The organism is Providencia sp. 6390 (assembly GCF_058148425.1).
The window spans coordinates 143,920-161,503 of the sequence record NZ_JBYVYL010000001.1 but is presented as its reverse complement, the minus strand read 5'-3'; the positions used below and the strand labels follow the sequence as shown (position 1 = coordinate 161,503).

The 17,584-nt window shown below is 41.7% G+C and carries 14 protein-coding genes; 8 read left to right on the top strand and 6 right to left on the bottom strand.

Features of this window, described 5'->3' with window-relative positions; translation table 11 throughout:
• Positions 1–323: 323 nt before the first annotated feature.
• On the top strand, positions 324–1,523 hold the full coding sequence (hmpA, locus tag AC3Z9T_RS00845; RefSeq protein WP_490124335.1) for an NO-inducible flavohemoprotein: 1,200 nt from the start codon (positions 324–326) through the stop codon (positions 1,521–1,523).
• Positions 1,524–1,802: 279 nt separating this feature from the next.
• Here hmpA and glnB read toward each other — a convergent pair whose 3' ends face one another.
• The 5 genes from glnB to AC3Z9T_RS00820 are packed head-to-tail and all read right to left on the bottom strand — an operon-like array spanning position 1,803 to position 7,442.
• The gene (glnB, locus tag AC3Z9T_RS00840; protein ID WP_004921424.1) at positions 1,803–2,141 is read right to left on the bottom strand and encodes a nitrogen regulatory protein P-II; all 339 of its coding nucleotides are present in this window, start codon (positions 2,139–2,141) and stop codon (positions 1,803–1,805) included.
• 12 nt (positions 2,142–2,153) lie between these two features.
• On the bottom strand, positions 2,154–3,776 hold the full coding sequence (locus tag AC3Z9T_RS00835) for an NAD+ synthase (RefSeq protein ID WP_490124334.1): 1,623 nt from the start codon (positions 3,774–3,776) through the stop codon (positions 2,154–2,156).
• Between the two features lie 44 nt (positions 3,777–3,820).
• The gene (glrR, locus tag AC3Z9T_RS00830; protein WP_490124333.1) at positions 3,821–5,161 is read right to left on the bottom strand and encodes a two-component system response regulator GlrR; all 1,341 of its coding nucleotides are present in this window, start codon (positions 5,159–5,161) and stop codon (positions 3,821–3,823) included.
• Complete coding sequence (gene qseG / locus AC3Z9T_RS00825; RefSeq protein WP_490124332.1) at positions 5,158–6,000, bottom strand: two-component system QseEF-associated lipoprotein QseG; 843 nt, start codon at positions 5,998–6,000, stop codon at positions 5,158–5,160. Before qseG ends, glrR begins: the two co-directional genes overlap by 4 nt.
• Positions 6,001–6,002: 2 nt before the next feature.
• Positions 6,003–7,442, bottom strand: coding sequence for a sensor histidine kinase (locus AC3Z9T_RS00820; RefSeq protein WP_490124331.1), 1,440 nt, complete (start codon positions 7,440–7,442; stop codon positions 6,003–6,005).
• Between the two features lie 24 nt (positions 7,443–7,466).
• On the opposite strand from AC3Z9T_RS00820, the gene AC3Z9T_RS00815 reads away from it, so the two are divergent.
• The 7 genes from AC3Z9T_RS00815 (at position 7,467) to fbpC (ending at position 16,451) form a co-directional block, all read left to right on the top strand.
• Positions 7,467–7,595, top strand: a complete 129-nt coding sequence (locus tag AC3Z9T_RS00815) for a hypothetical protein (RefSeq protein WP_490124330.1) — start codon at positions 7,467–7,469, stop codon at positions 7,593–7,595.
• A 1,006-nt stretch (positions 7,596–8,601) separates the two neighbouring features.
• Positions 8,602–9,228 (top strand): response regulator, encoded by a 627-nt coding sequence (locus tag AC3Z9T_RS00810; RefSeq protein WP_490124329.1) that lies wholly within the window; start codon positions 8,602–8,604, stop codon positions 9,226–9,228.
• Positions 9,229–9,234: 6 nt separating this feature from the next.
• The gene (locus AC3Z9T_RS00805; protein ID WP_490124328.1) at positions 9,235–10,761 is read left to right on the top strand and encodes an MASE1 domain-containing sensor histidine kinase; all 1,527 of its coding nucleotides are present in this window, start codon (positions 9,235–9,237) and stop codon (positions 10,759–10,761) included.
• Between the two features lie 71 nt (positions 10,762–10,832).
• Entirely contained in the window at positions 10,833–12,191 is a 1,359-nt protein-coding gene (gene uhpC, locus AC3Z9T_RS00800) for an MFS transporter family glucose-6-phosphate receptor UhpC (protein ID WP_490124327.1), read from the top strand.
• Positions 12,192–12,206: 15 nt separating this feature from the next.
• A complete protein-coding gene (locus AC3Z9T_RS00795) occupies positions 12,207–13,238 on the top strand; it encodes an ABC transporter substrate-binding protein (protein ID WP_490124326.1) in 1,032 nt (343 codons plus the stop codon).
• A gap of 77 nt (positions 13,239–13,315) precedes the next feature.
• Positions 13,316–15,394: an ABC transporter permease gene (locus AC3Z9T_RS00790; RefSeq protein WP_490124325.1), complete on the top strand. Its 2,079-nt coding sequence runs from the start codon at positions 13,316–13,318 to the stop codon at positions 15,392–15,394.
• A 16-nt stretch (positions 15,395–15,410) separates the two neighbouring features.
• A complete protein-coding gene (gene fbpC, locus AC3Z9T_RS00785; protein ID WP_490124324.1) occupies positions 15,411–16,451 on the top strand; it encodes a ferric ABC transporter ATP-binding protein in 1,041 nt (346 codons plus the stop codon).
• 34 nt (positions 16,452–16,485) lie between these two features.
• On the opposite strand, the gene AC3Z9T_RS00780 is transcribed toward fbpC, so the two are convergent.
• On the bottom strand, positions 16,486–17,583 hold the full coding sequence (locus tag AC3Z9T_RS00780) for an ABC transporter substrate-binding protein (protein ID WP_490124323.1): 1,098 nt from the start codon (positions 17,581–17,583) through the stop codon (positions 16,486–16,488).
• Position 17,584: the final 1 nt, after the last annotated feature.

Genomic DNA, 17,584 nt, shown 5'->3' with positions numbered 1-17,584 from the left:
GTTGGTAACAAAACTAATGCAATGACACACAGTGTAAACTCTTTTTGTTCGAGGTGATAGCCCTAAACAAAAAATATACGCAAACGTTTGCATATATTTTATTGATGCTAAATCAGTGTAAGTTGCAGCAAAATAAAATCAGTCATATTCACATTGTTAAGATATTAAACGCTACTTTTGTGACTTCATACTCATGAACACTCTATTTTCAGACCTTTTTTTTCATAAGGCTATTTACATTGTGAGTTAAAAGTTATAAGTTGCATTTAAAATATATGTTATAAATTTCATCTGCTAGTGAATAATTTTCAAGGGAGTCTGCCATGCTAGACCAACAAACTATCGCTATTGTTAAATCAACTATCCCTGCCATTGCTGCAACAGGTCCTAAATTGACTGCACATTTCTATGACAGAATGTTTAAGCAGCATCCAGAACTCAAAGATATTTTTAACATGACACATCAAAACAATGGATCACAGCGTGAAGCGTTGTTTAATGCGGTTTGTGCTTACGCAACCTATATTGAGACCCCTGAAGCTTTAATTTCAGCAGTTGAAAAAATTGCTCAAAAGCATGCAAGTTTAAATATTAAACCTGAACATTATCCTATCGTCGGTGAAAACTTACTGGCAGCTATTGATGAGCTATTAAGTCCTGGTCAAGAAGTCTTGGATGCTTGGGGTAAAGCTTATGGCGTTTTAGCGGATATTTTTATTAACCGAGAAGCGGATATTTATCGCCAAAATGCCGATAAAAAAGGCGGGTGGGAAGGTCTGCGTGAATTCCGCATTGCCTCTAAGCAAGCACAAAGTGATGTGATCACCAGTTTCGAGTTTGTTCCTGTTGATGGGCAACCTGTTGCAGATTATCGTCCGGGTCAATACATTACGATTTACATCAATGATGACAGCTTAGCTAACCAAGAGATTCGTCAATACTCACTCACTACCGCCCCGAATGGTCACAGCTATCGTATCGCAGTTAAACGCGAACAAGATGGCGCAGTCTCTAGCTATATTCACCGTGAGCTCAATGAAGGCGACATAGTGCAATTGGCACCACCTTGTGGTGATTTTTTCATTGATGTCGACAATCAAACACCAGTCACGCTGATTTCTGCAGGTGTTGGTTTAACACCAATGTTAAGCATGCTTAACCAATTAACTCAAGAAGGTCATGATGCACAAATTAATTGGCTACATGCAGCAGAAAATGGTGCAGTACATGCGTTCCATCATGAAGTAAATAAACATTTATCTCACCATCAAAATAGCCAATCTGCGGTATGGTTCAATCAGCCCCGCCCTGAAGACAAACAAGGCTTTGACTATCAGTTCAGTGGGTTAATGGATTTGTCACCAGTAAAAGAATGGTTAACAGCCCCAAATATGCAATTTTATTTCTGCGGGCCCGTTGGTTTTATGCAATATATTGGCAAGCAATTGATTGAGATGGGAGTTTCAGCAGATAACATTCATTATGAGTGCTTTGGCCCTCATAAAGTTCTGCCATTAAATTAATCGGCAAATTTGCGGTAATGGTTTCGCATAATAAACACTATTTTAATCCCATTCCTGTGTTTACACCATTACCGCTTTCTCCCTATAAGAAATAGAAAATAGCTTGTTTAAACAAAGAATTAGCTAACATTCAGCACGAAATTCGACGAGGGGGGATCCTCTAAATAATTCGTGCTACAGCTAGGCGGCAAGTGAAAGAGACCCTAGGAGCATACATAAGTATGTGACTAGGGCGAGTGAACGTAGCCAACAACGCTGTAGTGCGAATTATGACGAGGATCAGATGGCTTCTTCGTCCTGCTCACCTGTCCTAATCCTGATCACACGGGCAACATCATACACAAAGATCTTACCATCGCCGATTTTGCCTGTTTGCGCCGTTTGCATAATAGTTTCAACGCAGCTTTCAACGATATCATCGGGGACAACAATTTCAATTTTTACTTTTGGCAGGAAGTCGACCATGTATTCTGCACCACGATACAGCTCTGTATGGCCTTTTTGGCGACCAAAGCCTTTCACCTCAGTCACGGTCATACCAGTAATACCCACTTCTGCTAGCGCTTCACGAACGTCATCAAGTTTGAATGGCTTGATAATTGCATCAATTTTTTTCATAAATAATTCCTGCTATGACCAGTTTTTACGGCCAAAACCCGACGTGATCGGATAACGACGATCTTTTCCGAAATTACGCACCGTAATACGTGGTCCAACTGGTGCTTGACGGCGTTTATATTCGTTAATATCGACAAGACGCACAACCCGATGAACGGTTGCTTCATCGAAGCCTTGTTCAATCAGTTGAGCAACTGAGTAATCTTTTTCTACATAAGCTTCTAACAATGCGTCCAAAATATCGTAAGGCGGTAAGCTATCTTGATCGAGCTGCCCTGGAGCCAACTCAGCTGAAGGCGGCCTATCAATCACTCGCTGAGGGATCGCTGGCGATATCGTATTACGATATTTAGCTAATTCAAACACCAACGTTTTTGGCACATCTTTTAACACATCAAACCCGCCCGCCATATCACCGTATAAAGTGGAATAACCAACAGCTGATTCACTTTTATTACTGGTGGTTAACACTAAACGGCGGCGTTTATTTGACATCGCCATTAGAATAACAGCACGGCAACGTGCCTGTAAATTCTCTTCGGTGGTATCGACTTGTGTGCCTGCAAACATCGGTTGCAGTTGCGCCATAAATGCATCAAACATCGGTTCAATAGAAACAATATCAAACTCAACGCCTAGCAGTTCGGCCTGCTCTTTGGCATCATGAATACTCATTTCTGCGGTATAGCGGAATGGCATCATAACCGCTTGAACGCGTTCTTTGCCTATAGCATCAACAGCAATCGCAACAGTCAAACCAGAATCGATTCCACCTGATAAACCTAATATCGCACCATTAAAACCATTTTTATTGATATAGTCACGAGTTGCCATCACTAAACCTTGATAAACCTGTGCAACTGGCGCCAGTACTGGTGCAGGGTTATCCATTGGCACAATCACTAAATCATTGAACTGGCAATTAACCACTTGTTCATTGAAATCGAATAACTGATGAGTGATTTCACCATCACTGGATAATACTTTAGAACCCCCATCAAAAATCAATTCGTCCTGCCCACCCACTTGGTTCAAATAGATAATTGGCAGCTGTGTGCGCCGGCAATGTGCTACCAGCAAATCACTACGGATATGTTCTTTATTGCGATCATATGGTGAAGCATTGATGGTCAATAAAATTTCAGCACCAGCCTGTTTAACGGCATCAACAGGCGTGTCAAACCAGATATCTTCACAAATTAACAAACCTAGACGATAACCTTTAAAATCAACAACACAGGTTGTGTTGCCTGCACTAAAGTAACGTAACTCATCAAAAACACCGTAATTTGGCAGTTCTTGTTTAAAATAACGTGTTAATAATTCACCTTGGTAGAAAAAAGACAACGCATTGTACATGTTGCCACCTTCAGACCATGGGTGACCAACAACAATGGCTGTTTCACTACTTGCCTTTTGTAAGCGTTCTAATTGCACTAAACAACGCTGAGTCAAATCAGGGCGAAACAATAAATCCTCTGGCGGATACCCTGTTAGTGATAGCTCTGAGAACATCACGATGTCCGCAATATTTTTTTGTTGTTCAACAACTTGCAACATACGATCGCAGTTGCCTTCAATATCACCAACTAACCAATTTAATTGAGCTAGTGAAATATTAAGCTTACGGCTCATAAGGTCTTTCTTCTCCCGAGCAGGTGTATTGATACTTTGTTTAATTATTCTTTAAAATCATTCGCTTCTAAATCGTGGCGAGCCAATAATTTATAAAATTCAGTTCGGTTTCGCCCTGCCATACGCGCAGCTTGCGTTACATTACCTTTGGTCATTTGCAACAGCTTTCGTAGATAATTGAGTTCAAACTGATTACGTGCTTCAACAAATGTTGGCAATGCTGTATTTTCACCCTGCAAAGCTTGGCTAACTAGGGTTTCACTGATCACTGGCGTGGTTGTCAATGCAACACATTGCTCAATCACGTTAACCAATTGACGTACGTTACCCGGCCAACTTGCTGACATAAGGCACTTCATTGCTTCCGTAGAAAAGCTGCGTACAAATGGTTTATGCCTTGTTGCCGACTCACGCAATAAATGGTTAGCTAAAATAGGAATATCTTCAGCCCTTTCATTCAATGCTGGAATACGTAGATTGACGACATTGAGCCGATAGTAGAGATCTTCACGGAATTCATTTTTTTCCATCGCCTTTGGTAAATTACGATGCGTGGCGGAAATAATGCGCACATCAATGTCGAGGTCACGGTTACTTCCCAGCGGCCTAACTTTACGCTCTTGCAGCACACGCAATAGTTTTACCTGTAGAGGCATTGGCATATCACCGATCTCATCGAGAAATAGCGTGCCACCATTCGCCGCAAAGAATAAACCTTCCCGGCTACTTACTGCTCCGGTAAATGCGCCTTTCGCATGACCAAATAATTCCGATTCTAATAATTGCTCAGGTAATGCACCACAGTTGATAGCAATGAAAGGCTTACGGGCTCGAGGGCTGGCTTTATGGATCGCTTGTGCTAATACCTCTTTACCCGTACCACTTTGCCCATTAATCAGTACGCTAACATCTGACTGTGCTACCATGTGTGCCTGTTCTAGCAACCGGATCATTAATGGGCTGCGTGTCACTATGCCTTCGCTCCACTCTTCATCACTAATGGGCGTGGAAGAGAGTGCTAGCGCTTCATCAATCGCTTTATACAATGCATCTTTATCAACAGGTTTGGTTAAGAAGCTGAATACCCCCCGCTGAGTTGCAGCGACAGCATCAGGGATCGAACCATGGGCAGTTAAAATAATTACAGGCAGATTAGGATGCTGTTTCTGAACTTCATCGAACAGCGCCATGCCGTCCATTTCATCCATTCTGAGATCGCTAATAACCAAATCAATTTTTTCTTTTTGCAGTATTTTTAAAGCTGCAGGGCCACTTTCAGCCGTTGTCACTTTAAAACCTTCACTGCTTAAACGCATGCCAAGCAGTTTTAACAAACTCGGATCATCATCCACCAATAATAGGTTTGCTGATTTACGGCCAGTCATTGACGCTCACCCTCCGTTTGATTATTTGTTGATGGCTCACGACTTTCAGCTACTGGCTTTTCATCTTTAGGGGCTTCTTTTTCTTGAGCTTTTTCTACAGCTTCAACTTCTTTCTCAGTTTCATTGCTGCTTTGCTTACGAGAGGATAGCTGCCTTTCTATATCTGTCAGGTTTTCCAATTTACGCGATGTGGTGTTTAACTCAAAAACCAACTTGGCATTTTCTTCTTTCATGCGATCAAGTTTATTGTCAGTATCTTGCTGTAATCGTTTAAAACGCGAGTTTGCTTCTGCAAGGTTGATAATCTGAACTTGCTGCTCACGCCATAGCTGTAGCAATGGGCGAATTGAAGTTGGAAAATTAAGGCTGAAAGTATTCATGCTATCAACCATTTTTCGACGTTCAACAATCGTAGGCTCTGAAGCCCCCATTAAAATACTTTGCTGGAAAGCTTGCGACCAATTATCTACAGGCATTTGTGCCGCATCCTTGCGCGCTATAGCAGGATCAAGGCGATCAGCGCAATCCATCATACGCAGCCAAAACAACGCATTTTCACGCGCACTGGGTTGATTATTATCCCAAATACCATCACAAGAAGTGTAACGATAATCTGTCACTTTCACTTCAGGTACCACGACCTGCGCAAGTGTTTCTAAGGGCGATTGGCCACTTTTCGCCGCACATCCCGTTAAAATAAGAGACAACAATAATGTACCAATATGCACCGTTTTATGATTTCGGATTAATGCCGTGGTTCTTCTAGTTAATCCTATATATTGCTTTGCTCGCATCGCTAAACAAGATGTAAGCAAAGCCTCTGTAGACCAATTTGCCATTATTATTCATTCTCTGCAGTTAAAGGCAGTTCAATTCTAAAGCAGACATCTGCTAATTTACTGGAAACGAGTGAAAGCTCCCCACCCATTTGCTTAATACAATCTTGTGCAATACTCAGCCCTAGCCCGCTGCCTTTTACAGCGCCCTTTCTCACCAATGAACCTTGATAAAAAGGTTCAAATATCATGCTTTGTTCTGATTCAGGGATCGGCGTGCCTGTATTCGCAACTTCAATAACAAGCTTATTATCTATTCTACGACTTGTGATCCAAATATTACCTGATTCACTGCCATAGTGCACCGCATTGGAGTAGATATTATCAATAACCCGCCCAAGAAGTGTGGGTTCTGCAAGACAATGGTCAATACGTAAACGAATATCTGTTTGAATATTCTTCGCTCTTGCGGGAAGATTGTGAGCCAACACAATATCTTCAATCAGTTTTTGTAAATCAACATGCTGTGCTTCTGGCGGGCTATCAGCTAATTTACGATTATAATCGAGAAGTTGTTCAATAAGTTGCTGAAGATGCTTACTGCTGTGATCGAGAATTTCAACCACTTCTTTTTGTGATTCAGTCAATGGACCTGCGACTTCATCAGCTAGCAATTCAGTCCCTTCACGCATACTTGCTAATGGTGTTTTTAATTCATGGGAGATATGACGTAAAAACTCATGGCGTTGAGATTCAAGCCAAGCCAACCTCTCACTCAACCAAATAATACGTTGAGCAAGAGATCGCAATTCACGAGGCCCTTTGAAACGCTCTAAGTTGCTAGCAAGTGTCCTGCCAGTCCCTAAGCGGTTAATCATGCGCTCAATACCCTTTACAGGGCCAATGATCATACGCGTAAATAACGCGACTAATAATACGCTTAACAAAAACAGAATTAAGCTCTGCCAACCAAACAGCTGCCCTTTATTGGCAATCGCTTTTTGTAACTGATCACCTCGACTAAAAATCACGTTACGTGTTTCTTGGATCAATAAATTATTTTGCTCTGAAAATTGGCTAAATGCACTAGTAACCTCTTTTGGCAACTCATTATTATCACAGCTTACTGTTTTTAGGCCATCAAGTGCCTTGGCAAGTGCAGATGAATCCGTCTCTTTTGGCAAAATGGTTTTTTGCCGTTCAAACATTTGCTGGTAATCAGAAAATTGCTTTAAGTAAAGCGTATGCAATGACTCATCTTTTAAAACACAATATTGACGATAGCTTCTTTCCATTTCCAAAGCCAGACCGCCCATCGCCTCGCTACGCCGAGTATCTAAAAGTGTTGTTTTGTTGATTTGAGCTGCTTGGTTGCTCAATTGCTCCAAACTTTGATAAGCCTGATAGGCCAGAACCAACAGTGGTAATAGCACTAACCAAAATGCCATCACAACTAATTGGCGCAAGGAGCGCGGAAAAAGGCGCCATTTACTCAATGCATTCATCTCACACCTGTTAAACATTATTCCATGGTAGCAGAACTCAACGTATTACGTGAGCACGATTACAACGGTTATTTCTTCGCTGTACGTTTGAATAATTCAGACTCTCGTGTCGTCACCATACTTCATCGCAAAGCGCTATCGATTGAAGTATGAAAAGTGTATTGGGAAAATGAAGATCAATGAGTTACAGCAAGCCACATGCCAACTTGCTAAAAAGGATAAAGATAATCAGAGAAATAGAAAGGCGTAAAAATAGGAAGGCGGAATAAAGTATTCAACTTTATTCCGCCAGCGATGATATTGATACATCATTATATGGCTATTTATCTATAGTCATATAGGTGGTGCCTCACTCCACGTGTCGCCCTGTGTTTGATAAGGCCCGAAGACGAATATCTGTGCTGTTGGACGGTAGGCACCTTACTTTGGCATCATTCTTGCTTTATGTGGTATGTTCCCACCTAATTGTGGACCGACATAATAATGTTGAATGAGCAACTGAATATTATTATGCATACATCGTGCCAACTTTTCAATTTATTTTTTAATTCATTGTTATTTAACGGTTTATTTATTTACCCTTCGAGAAAGATTCCATCTGTGATCTTTTCTATTCTTTCCTCATAGTAAATTTGTCGCTATTTAAAGACACCTCTCCACCCTATTTATTTTTACTATATTTTTCAATTGATTAAATGTCACCTATTGGAGACACCCTAACAAGGTGTTTGTCGTTAATTTTATACAAAGAGAATAGCAGTACTGTTTTTTTAGCTTACTTATCTCAAAAAACCCTAGAACAAATTAGTAAAAGTTAACATTTAATGAGACATCACTCAGTCACGCTGAAACAAAGCCTTAATTAATACAAGTAATTAATTACCTTAAATTTAATCCATACTTACAAGATCCATTAATGAGTAATTTAAATTATGATTAAAAAGAGGTTAGCTATGGAACAAAAAAACACGGCTGATTTACATCACATGGAAAGCGCACAGTATATATGTCATTGAGGTCGTACCTGCTTAAATTATTAATAACATAATAGCTATCTTAAATTTGATACAGATTGAACATTTAATGCATAACACTAGCTTATCTCATCCTGTGTTGATATAAGCATTAAAAGTTACTTCATATATTGATAGCTATAAAAATGATAAAGATTGCCCTTATTGACGACCACATTGTGGTGCGTTCTGGTTTTGCACAGCTACTCGCTCTTGAGCCTGACATTTGCGTTATTGGTCAATATGCCAATGCTCAAGAAGCTTGGTCTAATTTAATTAGCCTTGATATTGATGTTGCTATTATGGATATTTCCATGCCTGATGAAAATGGTTTGCAACTTCTTACTCGTTTACGTCAAAAAAAACCTGATTTTCGTACCATTATACTCAGTATTTATGATACCCCTGCCTTTGTCCAAAGCGCACTAGATGCAGGAGCCAGTGCTTATCTGACCAAGCGATGTGGCCCAGAAGAGCTTGTCCAAGCAGTTCGCTCTGTCCATAATGGTGGTTGTTACTTGTGCTCAGATGCGATGCGTGTGTTACGCCAAGCACCGCAACAGCGTCGCGCCTTAGCTGAACTCACACCAAGAGAAAAAGAAATATTTGATTTATTGGTGGCTGGCCTAAGTGTAAAGGTGATTGCTGATCAATTAAACCTAAGCCATAAAACCGTTCATGTTCACCGTGCCAATATTCTTGGAAAGCTACAATGTGAAAACACTATCGACCTTGTTCACTATGCTTTAGAACATAACCTGATCTCAAGGTGATAACCGATGAGCAAAGGAGTCCGCCTTCTCTTACAATCCATCTTTCTATTTTTTACTTATTCATTAATTTGGATTGGTTTATGGATTATTGGATTTTATCTCAGTCAAAATGGTTTCCAGGCCACTCTTTTGTTACCTCAAGGGCTACGTCTAGCCTTAATGATCATACTATGGCGGCGCTATTGGCCAACACTACTGGTTAGTGAATTAACTCTTAATATTTGGTTGGCTCAAGAGCAACTATTATCGCAACCACTCCTGTTACTTTCACCTTTATTGAGCTTGGCAGTTGCCTATGTGATCCAAGGCATTTGGTGGCGATACACGCTTTACTGGCAACGATTGTTATTATTACTTGCAGGGGTCGCAGCCAACAGTTTACTGCATGTGATCGTTTTTAGTTGGCTTCCGTCCTTTTCAGCGAGCCAACTGTTTCTAACCACCTTTACTGGCGGAATATTATTAACACCATTTATCTATCTTATTTATGAATACTTGCATGAACAGCATTACCAAATGTTGCTCGACTACGGCACACCTGACAAACAACTCAGAACCTCTTTATTGATTTGGGCGTTCTTATTTTGTTTAGTTGGCCTTAGTGCACAAGTTTTTTTTACCCCCGAAATCGAACAACTAATTGTTTTATTGGTATTTATACCCAATGTATTTATGGCTTATCGCTATGGTTGGCAAGGTGGTGTGCTATCCGCATTATTAGGTAGTCTCATTATTACCTTTGCCCGCCAATTTCATGGCGCTTTCGCTGACTTGCAAGAACTTGAAATGTTTCTAAGCTCTCAAGCACTGATTGGAATTGGCTTAGGGATCGCTATCAGCCGACAACAACAACTTGCACGTAATCTACAACGTTATCGGCAACGCTTGGAGCAAGAGCTCAAAGCCAGAAGAGAATTAATGCGCCAATTGGTTCACACCGAAGAGGACGTGAAAAAAGCAATTGCTCGTGAGCTTCATGATGAAATTGGTCAAAATATTACCGCTATTCAGATTCAATCGATGCTCGTTAAAAAGACCGCGTTTGATCCTCTCAGTCATCAAGCCGCTGGGCAAATTAACCAGCTAGCACAACAAATTCATCAATCAACACGGCAGCTATTGCGTCAACTGCGTCCTCCTGTACTTAATGAAATGTCATTAGAAAAAGCATTAAGCCATCTTATTGATGAGTTTGCCTTTGCACAGAGTGGGATTCAATGTGAGTTCCACTATAAGCTCACTGAAACACCTGAAAACGATACCGTACTTTTTACACTTTATCGTTTGGTTCAAGAGTTATTAAATAATATTAGTAAACATGCACGAGCCACACATATCTGTATCTCTCTAGAACAAAAGCAGGAGACAATCCAACTCCGCGTCAATGATAACGGTGTCGGCGTCCCTTTTAGCCAACGAACTAGTGGGCTTGGACTGCGTGGCGTCGAGGAACGAGTCAGCGCTTTAGGAGGAGATTGGACGCTAACCACTCAAAACGGAACACAAATTATTGTTAACCTGCCCACACTTTGAGAGTAAATAAGCCAAAACTAAGACTTATTCCTAGCCCTCTAATACCTTATCTCATCCTTTTTGTTAAAAATTTGATTACATTTTGCCGAACGGGAGACATCGATATGATTGGCAAAAGCACGCGTACTTTAGATAGCACCTATCGCTTTTGGCGACGTAAGTTAATGCTATCAATGATTGTTGGCTATGCCGCTTTTTATCTCACCAGAAAAAGCTTTAATTTTGTGATGCCCGTTATGCAGGTGGAGTTATTTTTAGACAAAAGTGATATCGGCTGGATTGCGACTGCCTTCTATTTAACCTATGGAATATCAAAGTTTATCTCTGGTATTTTTCATGATGTCACAGGCTATCGTTGGTTTATGGGTATTGGCTTAGTAATGACAGGCCTACTCAATGTCTTATTTGCCTATTGTCTCTCTTTTCCTGCACTACTTATTGTTTGGACATTAAATGGTTTCTTTCAAGGTTGGGGATGGCCACCTTGTGCACGCATTTTGACTCATTGGTATTCACGCAATGAAAGAGGCTTTTGGTGGGGACTATGGAATATCTCCATCAACTTAGGAGGCATGTCACTGCCCTTGTTAACGGCTTGGTTAGCAACCCGTTATAGCTGGCAAATGGCATTAATTGTCCCCGGTATTATTGGTGTTGTGATTGGCCTATGGCTGTGTAATCAACTCAAAGGGACACCACAGCAAAGTGGCTTACCCACAGTCGGGCAATGGCGACATGATGTTTTAGAGCTGAGGCAAGAAAGACTCTCGCCTCCGCAACCAATGCTAACCATATTAAAAGAAACAATATTATTTAACAGAATGATTTGGTTGCTCGGATTTTCTTACATTCTTGTTTATTTAATACGTATTGCAATAAACGATTGGGGAAATCTTTGGTTATCAGAAACCCATGGCGTTAATTTACTCAGCGCCAATGCCACATTATCGCTATTTGAATTGGGTGGTCTGCTTGGAGCGGTTTGCTCAGGTTGGGGTTCTGATTTGTTATTTCGTGGGCAGCGCGCGCCGATGATTTTGCTCTTTTCATTGGGGCTGGCGATTTCAGTGAGTGCATTGTGGCTAACACCCATTCATCACTATGCCTTACTGGCTGCTTGTTTTTTTAGTATTGGCTTCTTTGTCTTTGGGCCACAAATGTTAATCGGTCTAGCTGCAACAGAATATTGTCATAAAAATGCAGCTGGAACGGTAACTGGCTATCTCGGCTTATACGCTTATTTAGGGGCGGCAATTGCCGGATGGCCTCTCTCTCAGGTCATAGCACATTATGGTTGGTCAGGTATGTTTGCCTTACTTGCCAGTGCTGCGGCGCTGATGGGATTACTGCTAATGCCACTTTTGATTGCTAATGTCAGTAAACGTGAGCATTTGGCCGGTACTGTTTCACTATCCGATGATAAAACCTGATAAAAAGGACTGAAAATGAAACTGAAAACCCTTACTACCCTTATTGCTGCCGGCTTATCTTTAGCGGCGATTTCAACAACCACTTCAGCAGCAGGCCGATTAGTTGTTTATTGCAGCGCCACCAACGCCATGTGTGAAACTGAAACCCAAGCTTTTGCCAAAAAATATGATGTAAAAACCACATTTATTCGCAATGGTTCAGGCAGCACATTGGCAAAAATTGAAGCTGAAAAACGCAACCCACAAGCCGATGTCTGGTATGGTGGTACATTAGATCCACATTCACAAGCAGGTGAAATGGATTTATTACAACCCTACAAATCACCTAACTTAGAACAAATCATGCCTCAATTCCAAGATCCAGCGAAACGTAAAGGTAACTACTCCTCTGCGGTTTATATCGGTATTTTAGGGTTTGGCGTGAATAAAGATCGCTTAAAAGAAAAAGGTCTACCAATTCCAACTTGCTGGAAAGATCTCACCAAACCTGAATACAAAGGCGAAATCCAAATCGCGGATCCACAAAGCTCAGGTACTGCTTACACCGCACTCGCCACATTCGACCAATTGTGGGGAACCGACCAAGCCTTTGACTATCTGAAAAAATTGAATGGCAATATCTCTCAATATACTAAATCAGGTATTGCACCAGCGCGTAACGCTGCGCGTGGTGAATCCGCTATCGGCATTGGCTTCTTACATGACTATTCCTTAGAAGTTGAAAATGGTGCACCACTTGAACTTATCGCACCTTGCGAAGGTACTGGTTATGAGATTGGTGGTATCAGTATTTTGAAAAATGCGCGTAACCTTGATAACGCAAAACTGTTCGTTGATTTTGTATTGTCAAAAGAAGCCCAAGAGCTCAGCTGGAAAGAAGGTAAGTCTTATCAAATCTTAACCAACACAACCGCTGAGTCTTCCCCTATTTCATTAAAACTGAATGATCTAAACCTGATCAACTACGATATGGATAAATACGGCGATGCTGACGTCCGTAAGAACCTAATCAACAAATGGGTTACTGAAGTCAAAATGAGTAAGTAATCACTTGGTGGGGGCATCAATAGCGGTGCTCCCATTTCTACAAAACAATAATAACGATGTCAACATTCGGGGGATTTATGTCTCACACCCTTACTTTGTCTAAAAAACAGGGAAGAGACACCATTTTCTTTTGGCTACTACTGGCATGGCTGGGATTTGCATTACTGCCATCGTGGAGCTTAGATTATGGTGTGTTCGACTCAACGCAAGATGAAATACTGGCGGCTTATGGTTGGAGCAGCGTGAACATCAGTTGGCTGTGGTATTTATTGCCTTCTATCCTATTGATTCGCCCTATGCAGGCCGCTGATCGTTACCATAAAGCACGCCACTATTTTGATATCTCCATTGCTGCTATTACCACTATCGCAGTGGTCGTTTCTGCTATTTTCGAAGGCAAAGGCTTAGGCTATTCATCTATCGTGCTATTTATCTCATTAGGCATGATCATGACACTCGCCTTAACACGATTAGAATGGCTGGGGGGAGATCAATTTGTTATTGGCTCACTCATCACCGTTGTCGCGGTTATCGCTTTATTTATCGTCTTCCCAAGCGTGGCGATTTTTATCCCTATGTTTACGGATAATAATGGTGACTTTGCGCCATTCGCATTTGTAGCGATATTAACCCAATCGCACATTGTACAAGTGATCATTAACTCTGTTTTCCTATCGCTGGCGGTAGGTGCAGGTTGTACTTTCTTTGGTTTGATTCTGGCTATTTACACGTCAAGGATCGCCAAACGTTCCGCTATCATTGGACGTGTGTTTTCTATTTTACCAATAGTCACGCCACCTTTTGTGGTTGGGCTTGGTGTCACACTGATGATGGGTCGCTCAGGCTATATTACTGAATTTTTAGCCACCTATATGGGGCTAGAAAATACTAACTGGCTTTATGGCTTTACGGGTATTTGGTTGGCGCAAGTTCTCGCTTTTACCCCAATGTCATTTATGATTTTAGATGGCGCAATCAAAACGATCCACCCATCACTTGAAGAAGCCTCTTATACACTGCGAGCCAATCGTTACCAAACGTTCTTCAATGTGTTTATGCCACTACTGAAACCCGCTTTGGCAAACGCATTTTTAATTGTCATTGTTCAGTCACTCGCCGATTTCAGTAACCCATTAGTATTAGGTGGTAATTTTGACGTCTTAGCGACGCAAATTTATTTCTACATCACTGGTTCACAGCTCGACTACCAAGCGGCAAGTACCTTAGGCGCTTCATTGCTAGTATTCTCACTGCTTGTTTTCTGCGTGCAATACATGTGGATTGGTAAACGCTCTTATGTCACCGTATCAGGTAAATCCTATCGTGGCGATGTTCAACCACTTCCGACTTCATTAGTCACCATAGTAACTACTTTTTTGGCGATTTGGGTTGCTTTTAACGTTCTACTATACGGTAGTATTTTCTATGGCAGCTTCACCGTTAACTGGGGCGTTGATTACACCCTCACCTTCGATAACTTTATCAAATTATTCGGCCAAGGAATGAGTGATGGTGCATGGCCATCATTGCTAGATACCCTATTGTATGCAGGTATCGCCGCGCCAATCACTGCTGTCTTAGGGCTATTGATTGCCTATATTGTGGTTCGCCAAGAATTTCGCGGTAAAAAGACTATCGAATTCACTACGATGCTGTGCTTTGCCGTACCGGGAACCGTAGCTGGTGTTTCTTATATTTTAGCTTTCAATGATTCCCCTTTCTATTTAACAGGTACTGCAGCAATTGTGATCATCTCGATGACCATGCGTAACGTTCCTGTGGGGATCCGTGCCGGTATTGCGGGTTTAGGACAAATTGATAAATCCCTTGATGAGGCATCGCTTAGCTTACGAGCAGGATCAATGCGAACCATTTTCCATATTTTATTACCCCTGCTACGCCCTGCGATCCTCTCTGCCCTGATATATAGCTTTGTGCGTGCGATAACCACTGTTAGTGCCATTGTGTTCTTGGTCACACCAGAGACTCGTGTCGCAACCGCTTACATCTTAAACCGTGTTGAAGATGGTGAATACGGTGTCGCTATTGCTTATGGCTCGATCCTGATTGTGGTGATGCTCGCCATTATTTTCCTATTTGACTATTTGATTGGCGAAGCCCGTGTTTCACGTTCCAAAGCCAAAAATGCACAGTAATCATGGAGTAACTAACATGACCCAACAAAATTTTGTTGAACTTAAAAATGTGACTAAACGCTTTGGTACCAATACGGTCATCGATGATTTAAGTCTATCTATCCCACAAGGCAGCATGGTGACTTTATTAGGTCCATCCGGTTGCGGTAAGACCACTGTCCTTCGCTTAGTCGCTGGCCTTGAAAAACCCACTGAAGGCCGAATGTTCATAGACGGTGAAGATGTCACTGATCGCTCTATCCAACAGCGTGATATTTGTATGGTATTTCAGTCCTACGCCCTATTCCCTCATATGTCATTAGGGGACAACGTCGGTTATGGTTTGAAGATGCTTGGTTTACCTAAATCTGAAATTAAACAACGCGTAGAAGAAGCTTTAGAGTTGGTTGATTTAGCTGGGTTTGCTGATCGTTTTGTTGATCAGATTTCAGGCGGGCAGCAACAACGCGTTGCCCTCGCTCGTGCGCTGATCTTAAAACCCAAAGTGCTGCTATTCGATGAGCCGCTAAGTAACTTGGATGCCAATTTACGTCGCAGCATGCGCGAAAAAATTCGTGAGTTACAACAACAGTTTAATATTACCTCACTCTATGTCACCCATGATCAAAGTGAAGCCTTTGCCGTTTCTGATATGGTCCTAGTGATGAACAAAGGTAAAATTATGCAACTTGGTTCACCACAAGATCTTTACCGCCAGCCTGCTTCTAAGTTTATGGCCAGCTTTATGGGGGATGCCAATATTTTCCCTGCAACGCTTACCAGTGATAGCGTGAATATATTTAACTATCATTTGCCACGCCCTGCTCAGCTAACAACCGATAAAACAGAGGTCACTGTTGGCGTCAGACCTGAAGCCATTACCTTAAGTTCTCAAGGCGAAGAGAGCCAGCGCTGCACCATTTCACATGTCGCTTATATGGGGCCTCAATATGAGGTGACAGTGGATTGGCATGGCCAATCAATGTTATTACAAATCAATGCAACACAGCTACAACCCACAATAGGGGAAAGCCTCTATCTGCAAATCCATCCTTACGGTATGTTTATTCTTGAGTAAAGATTTTACCCCGTGAAAACGGGGTAAAACTGAGTTAATGAGCAAACAACCAATATGTTCCCTGCTCTGGCACAACTAAAAAACGTTGATTCATTTCATTTAAGGTCTTTTGTGGATCAACGTCCTCAAATAATTGTGGGTGAAACTGTTTTGCAAAAAATTCAACCGCCAACAGATGCCAAGGGCTCATATAAACATGATGCCATAATGCGCCGACGTTACCCTGCTGCACTGCCGGTAACGTTGCCATGATGGCATCACTTTGCAACTGATGTTGTAAGCTAACTCTCGCGGTGTCGTGATCAACTAACGGCCCAAGCTGCAACTGAGAAGTACTATCTAGCCCCCCACTTCCTGTTACCAAATAATAATCTGGGTTTTCTGTCAGCACTTGCTCTTGGCTTAACCGGCCAAAAACACCATTAAACTTACCAACAGCAATATTATGACCACCAGCAAATGCAATTAAATCGGCTAAATTACCTCTCGCTACTGTCGTGCAACACTCCGATTTTTTACCAAGGTGAAGCTGTAACATTACTTTTGGCCTAACTGGTTTAGCCTGTGCAAGCCTTTCACGGATCACTGCCATATGTTGTTGGTAAAACTGAATAAAGTCTGCTGTTTTTTTCTGCTGATTGAGTACTTCACCTAACACCTGTAGTGAAGGCACGGTGTTGTTGAGTTGGTCAACGCGAAAATCAAGATAGATAATTGGGATCTCCGCAGCTTCAACTTGCTGAATGAACACCTGCTCATCGGGTTGCGTTTTAGCATATACAGGCATGATCAATAAATCAGGCTGCAATGCGATAATTTTTTCGCTACTCATCTGCGAAAAATTGTCGTTCCCAACAATCGCAATATTGGTCATTGCAGGGAAAGCTGCCGTATATTTTTGCCATGTTTGGGGGTCGAGCCGTTTTAAATCAGCGGGCCAGCCAACGACCCTCGCAGCAGGATCACCACTTTCAATCAATGCAAGTGTATAAAGCATCCTGCTTTCACCTAACACAATGCGTTGTGGATCATCAGGTATCACGACCTCTCTGCCTAAGCTATCTGTCACTATTTTCGCCGAACAAAACATTGGTAAGCATATTAATAGACACCATAGCAAATATCGTTTCATT

Coding starts and splice junctions, on each gene's coding strand:
- AC3Z9T_RS00835 (WP_490124334.1), bottom strand. CDS start 3,776: ATGAGCCGTAAGCTTAATATTTCACTAGCTCAATTAAATTGGTTAGTT.
- glnB (WP_004921424.1), bottom strand. CDS start 2,141: ATGAAAAAAATTGATGCAATTATCAAGCCATTCAAACTTGATGACGTT.
- qseG (WP_490124332.1), bottom strand. CDS start 6,000: ATGGCAAATTGGTCTACAGAGGCTTTGCTTACATCTTGTTTAGCGATG.
- AC3Z9T_RS00820 (WP_490124331.1), bottom strand. CDS start 7,442: ATGAATGCATTGAGTAAATGGCGCCTTTTTCCGCGCTCCTTGCGCCAA.
- AC3Z9T_RS00815 (WP_490124330.1), top strand. CDS start 7,467: ATGGTAGCAGAACTCAACGTATTACGTGAGCACGATTACAACGGTTAT.
- glrR (WP_490124333.1), bottom strand. CDS start 5,161: ATGACTGGCCGTAAATCAGCAAACCTATTATTGGTGGATGATGATCCG.
- fbpC (WP_490124324.1), top strand. CDS start 15,411: ATGACCCAACAAAATTTTGTTGAACTTAAAAATGTGACTAAACGCTTT.
- hmpA (WP_490124335.1), top strand. CDS start 324: ATGCTAGACCAACAAACTATCGCTATTGTTAAATCAACTATCCCTGCC.
- AC3Z9T_RS00805 (WP_490124328.1), top strand. CDS start 9,235: ATGAGCAAAGGAGTCCGCCTTCTCTTACAATCCATCTTTCTATTTTTT.
- AC3Z9T_RS00780 (WP_490124323.1), bottom strand. CDS start 17,583: ATGAAACGATATTTGCTATGGTGTCTATTAATATGCTTACCAATGTTT.
- AC3Z9T_RS00790 (WP_490124325.1), top strand. CDS start 13,316: ATGTCTCACACCCTTACTTTGTCTAAAAAACAGGGAAGAGACACCATT.
- AC3Z9T_RS00795 (WP_490124326.1), top strand. CDS start 12,207: ATGAAACTGAAAACCCTTACTACCCTTATTGCTGCCGGCTTATCTTTA.
- AC3Z9T_RS00810 (WP_490124329.1), top strand. CDS start 8,602: ATGATAAAGATTGCCCTTATTGACGACCACATTGTGGTGCGTTCTGGT.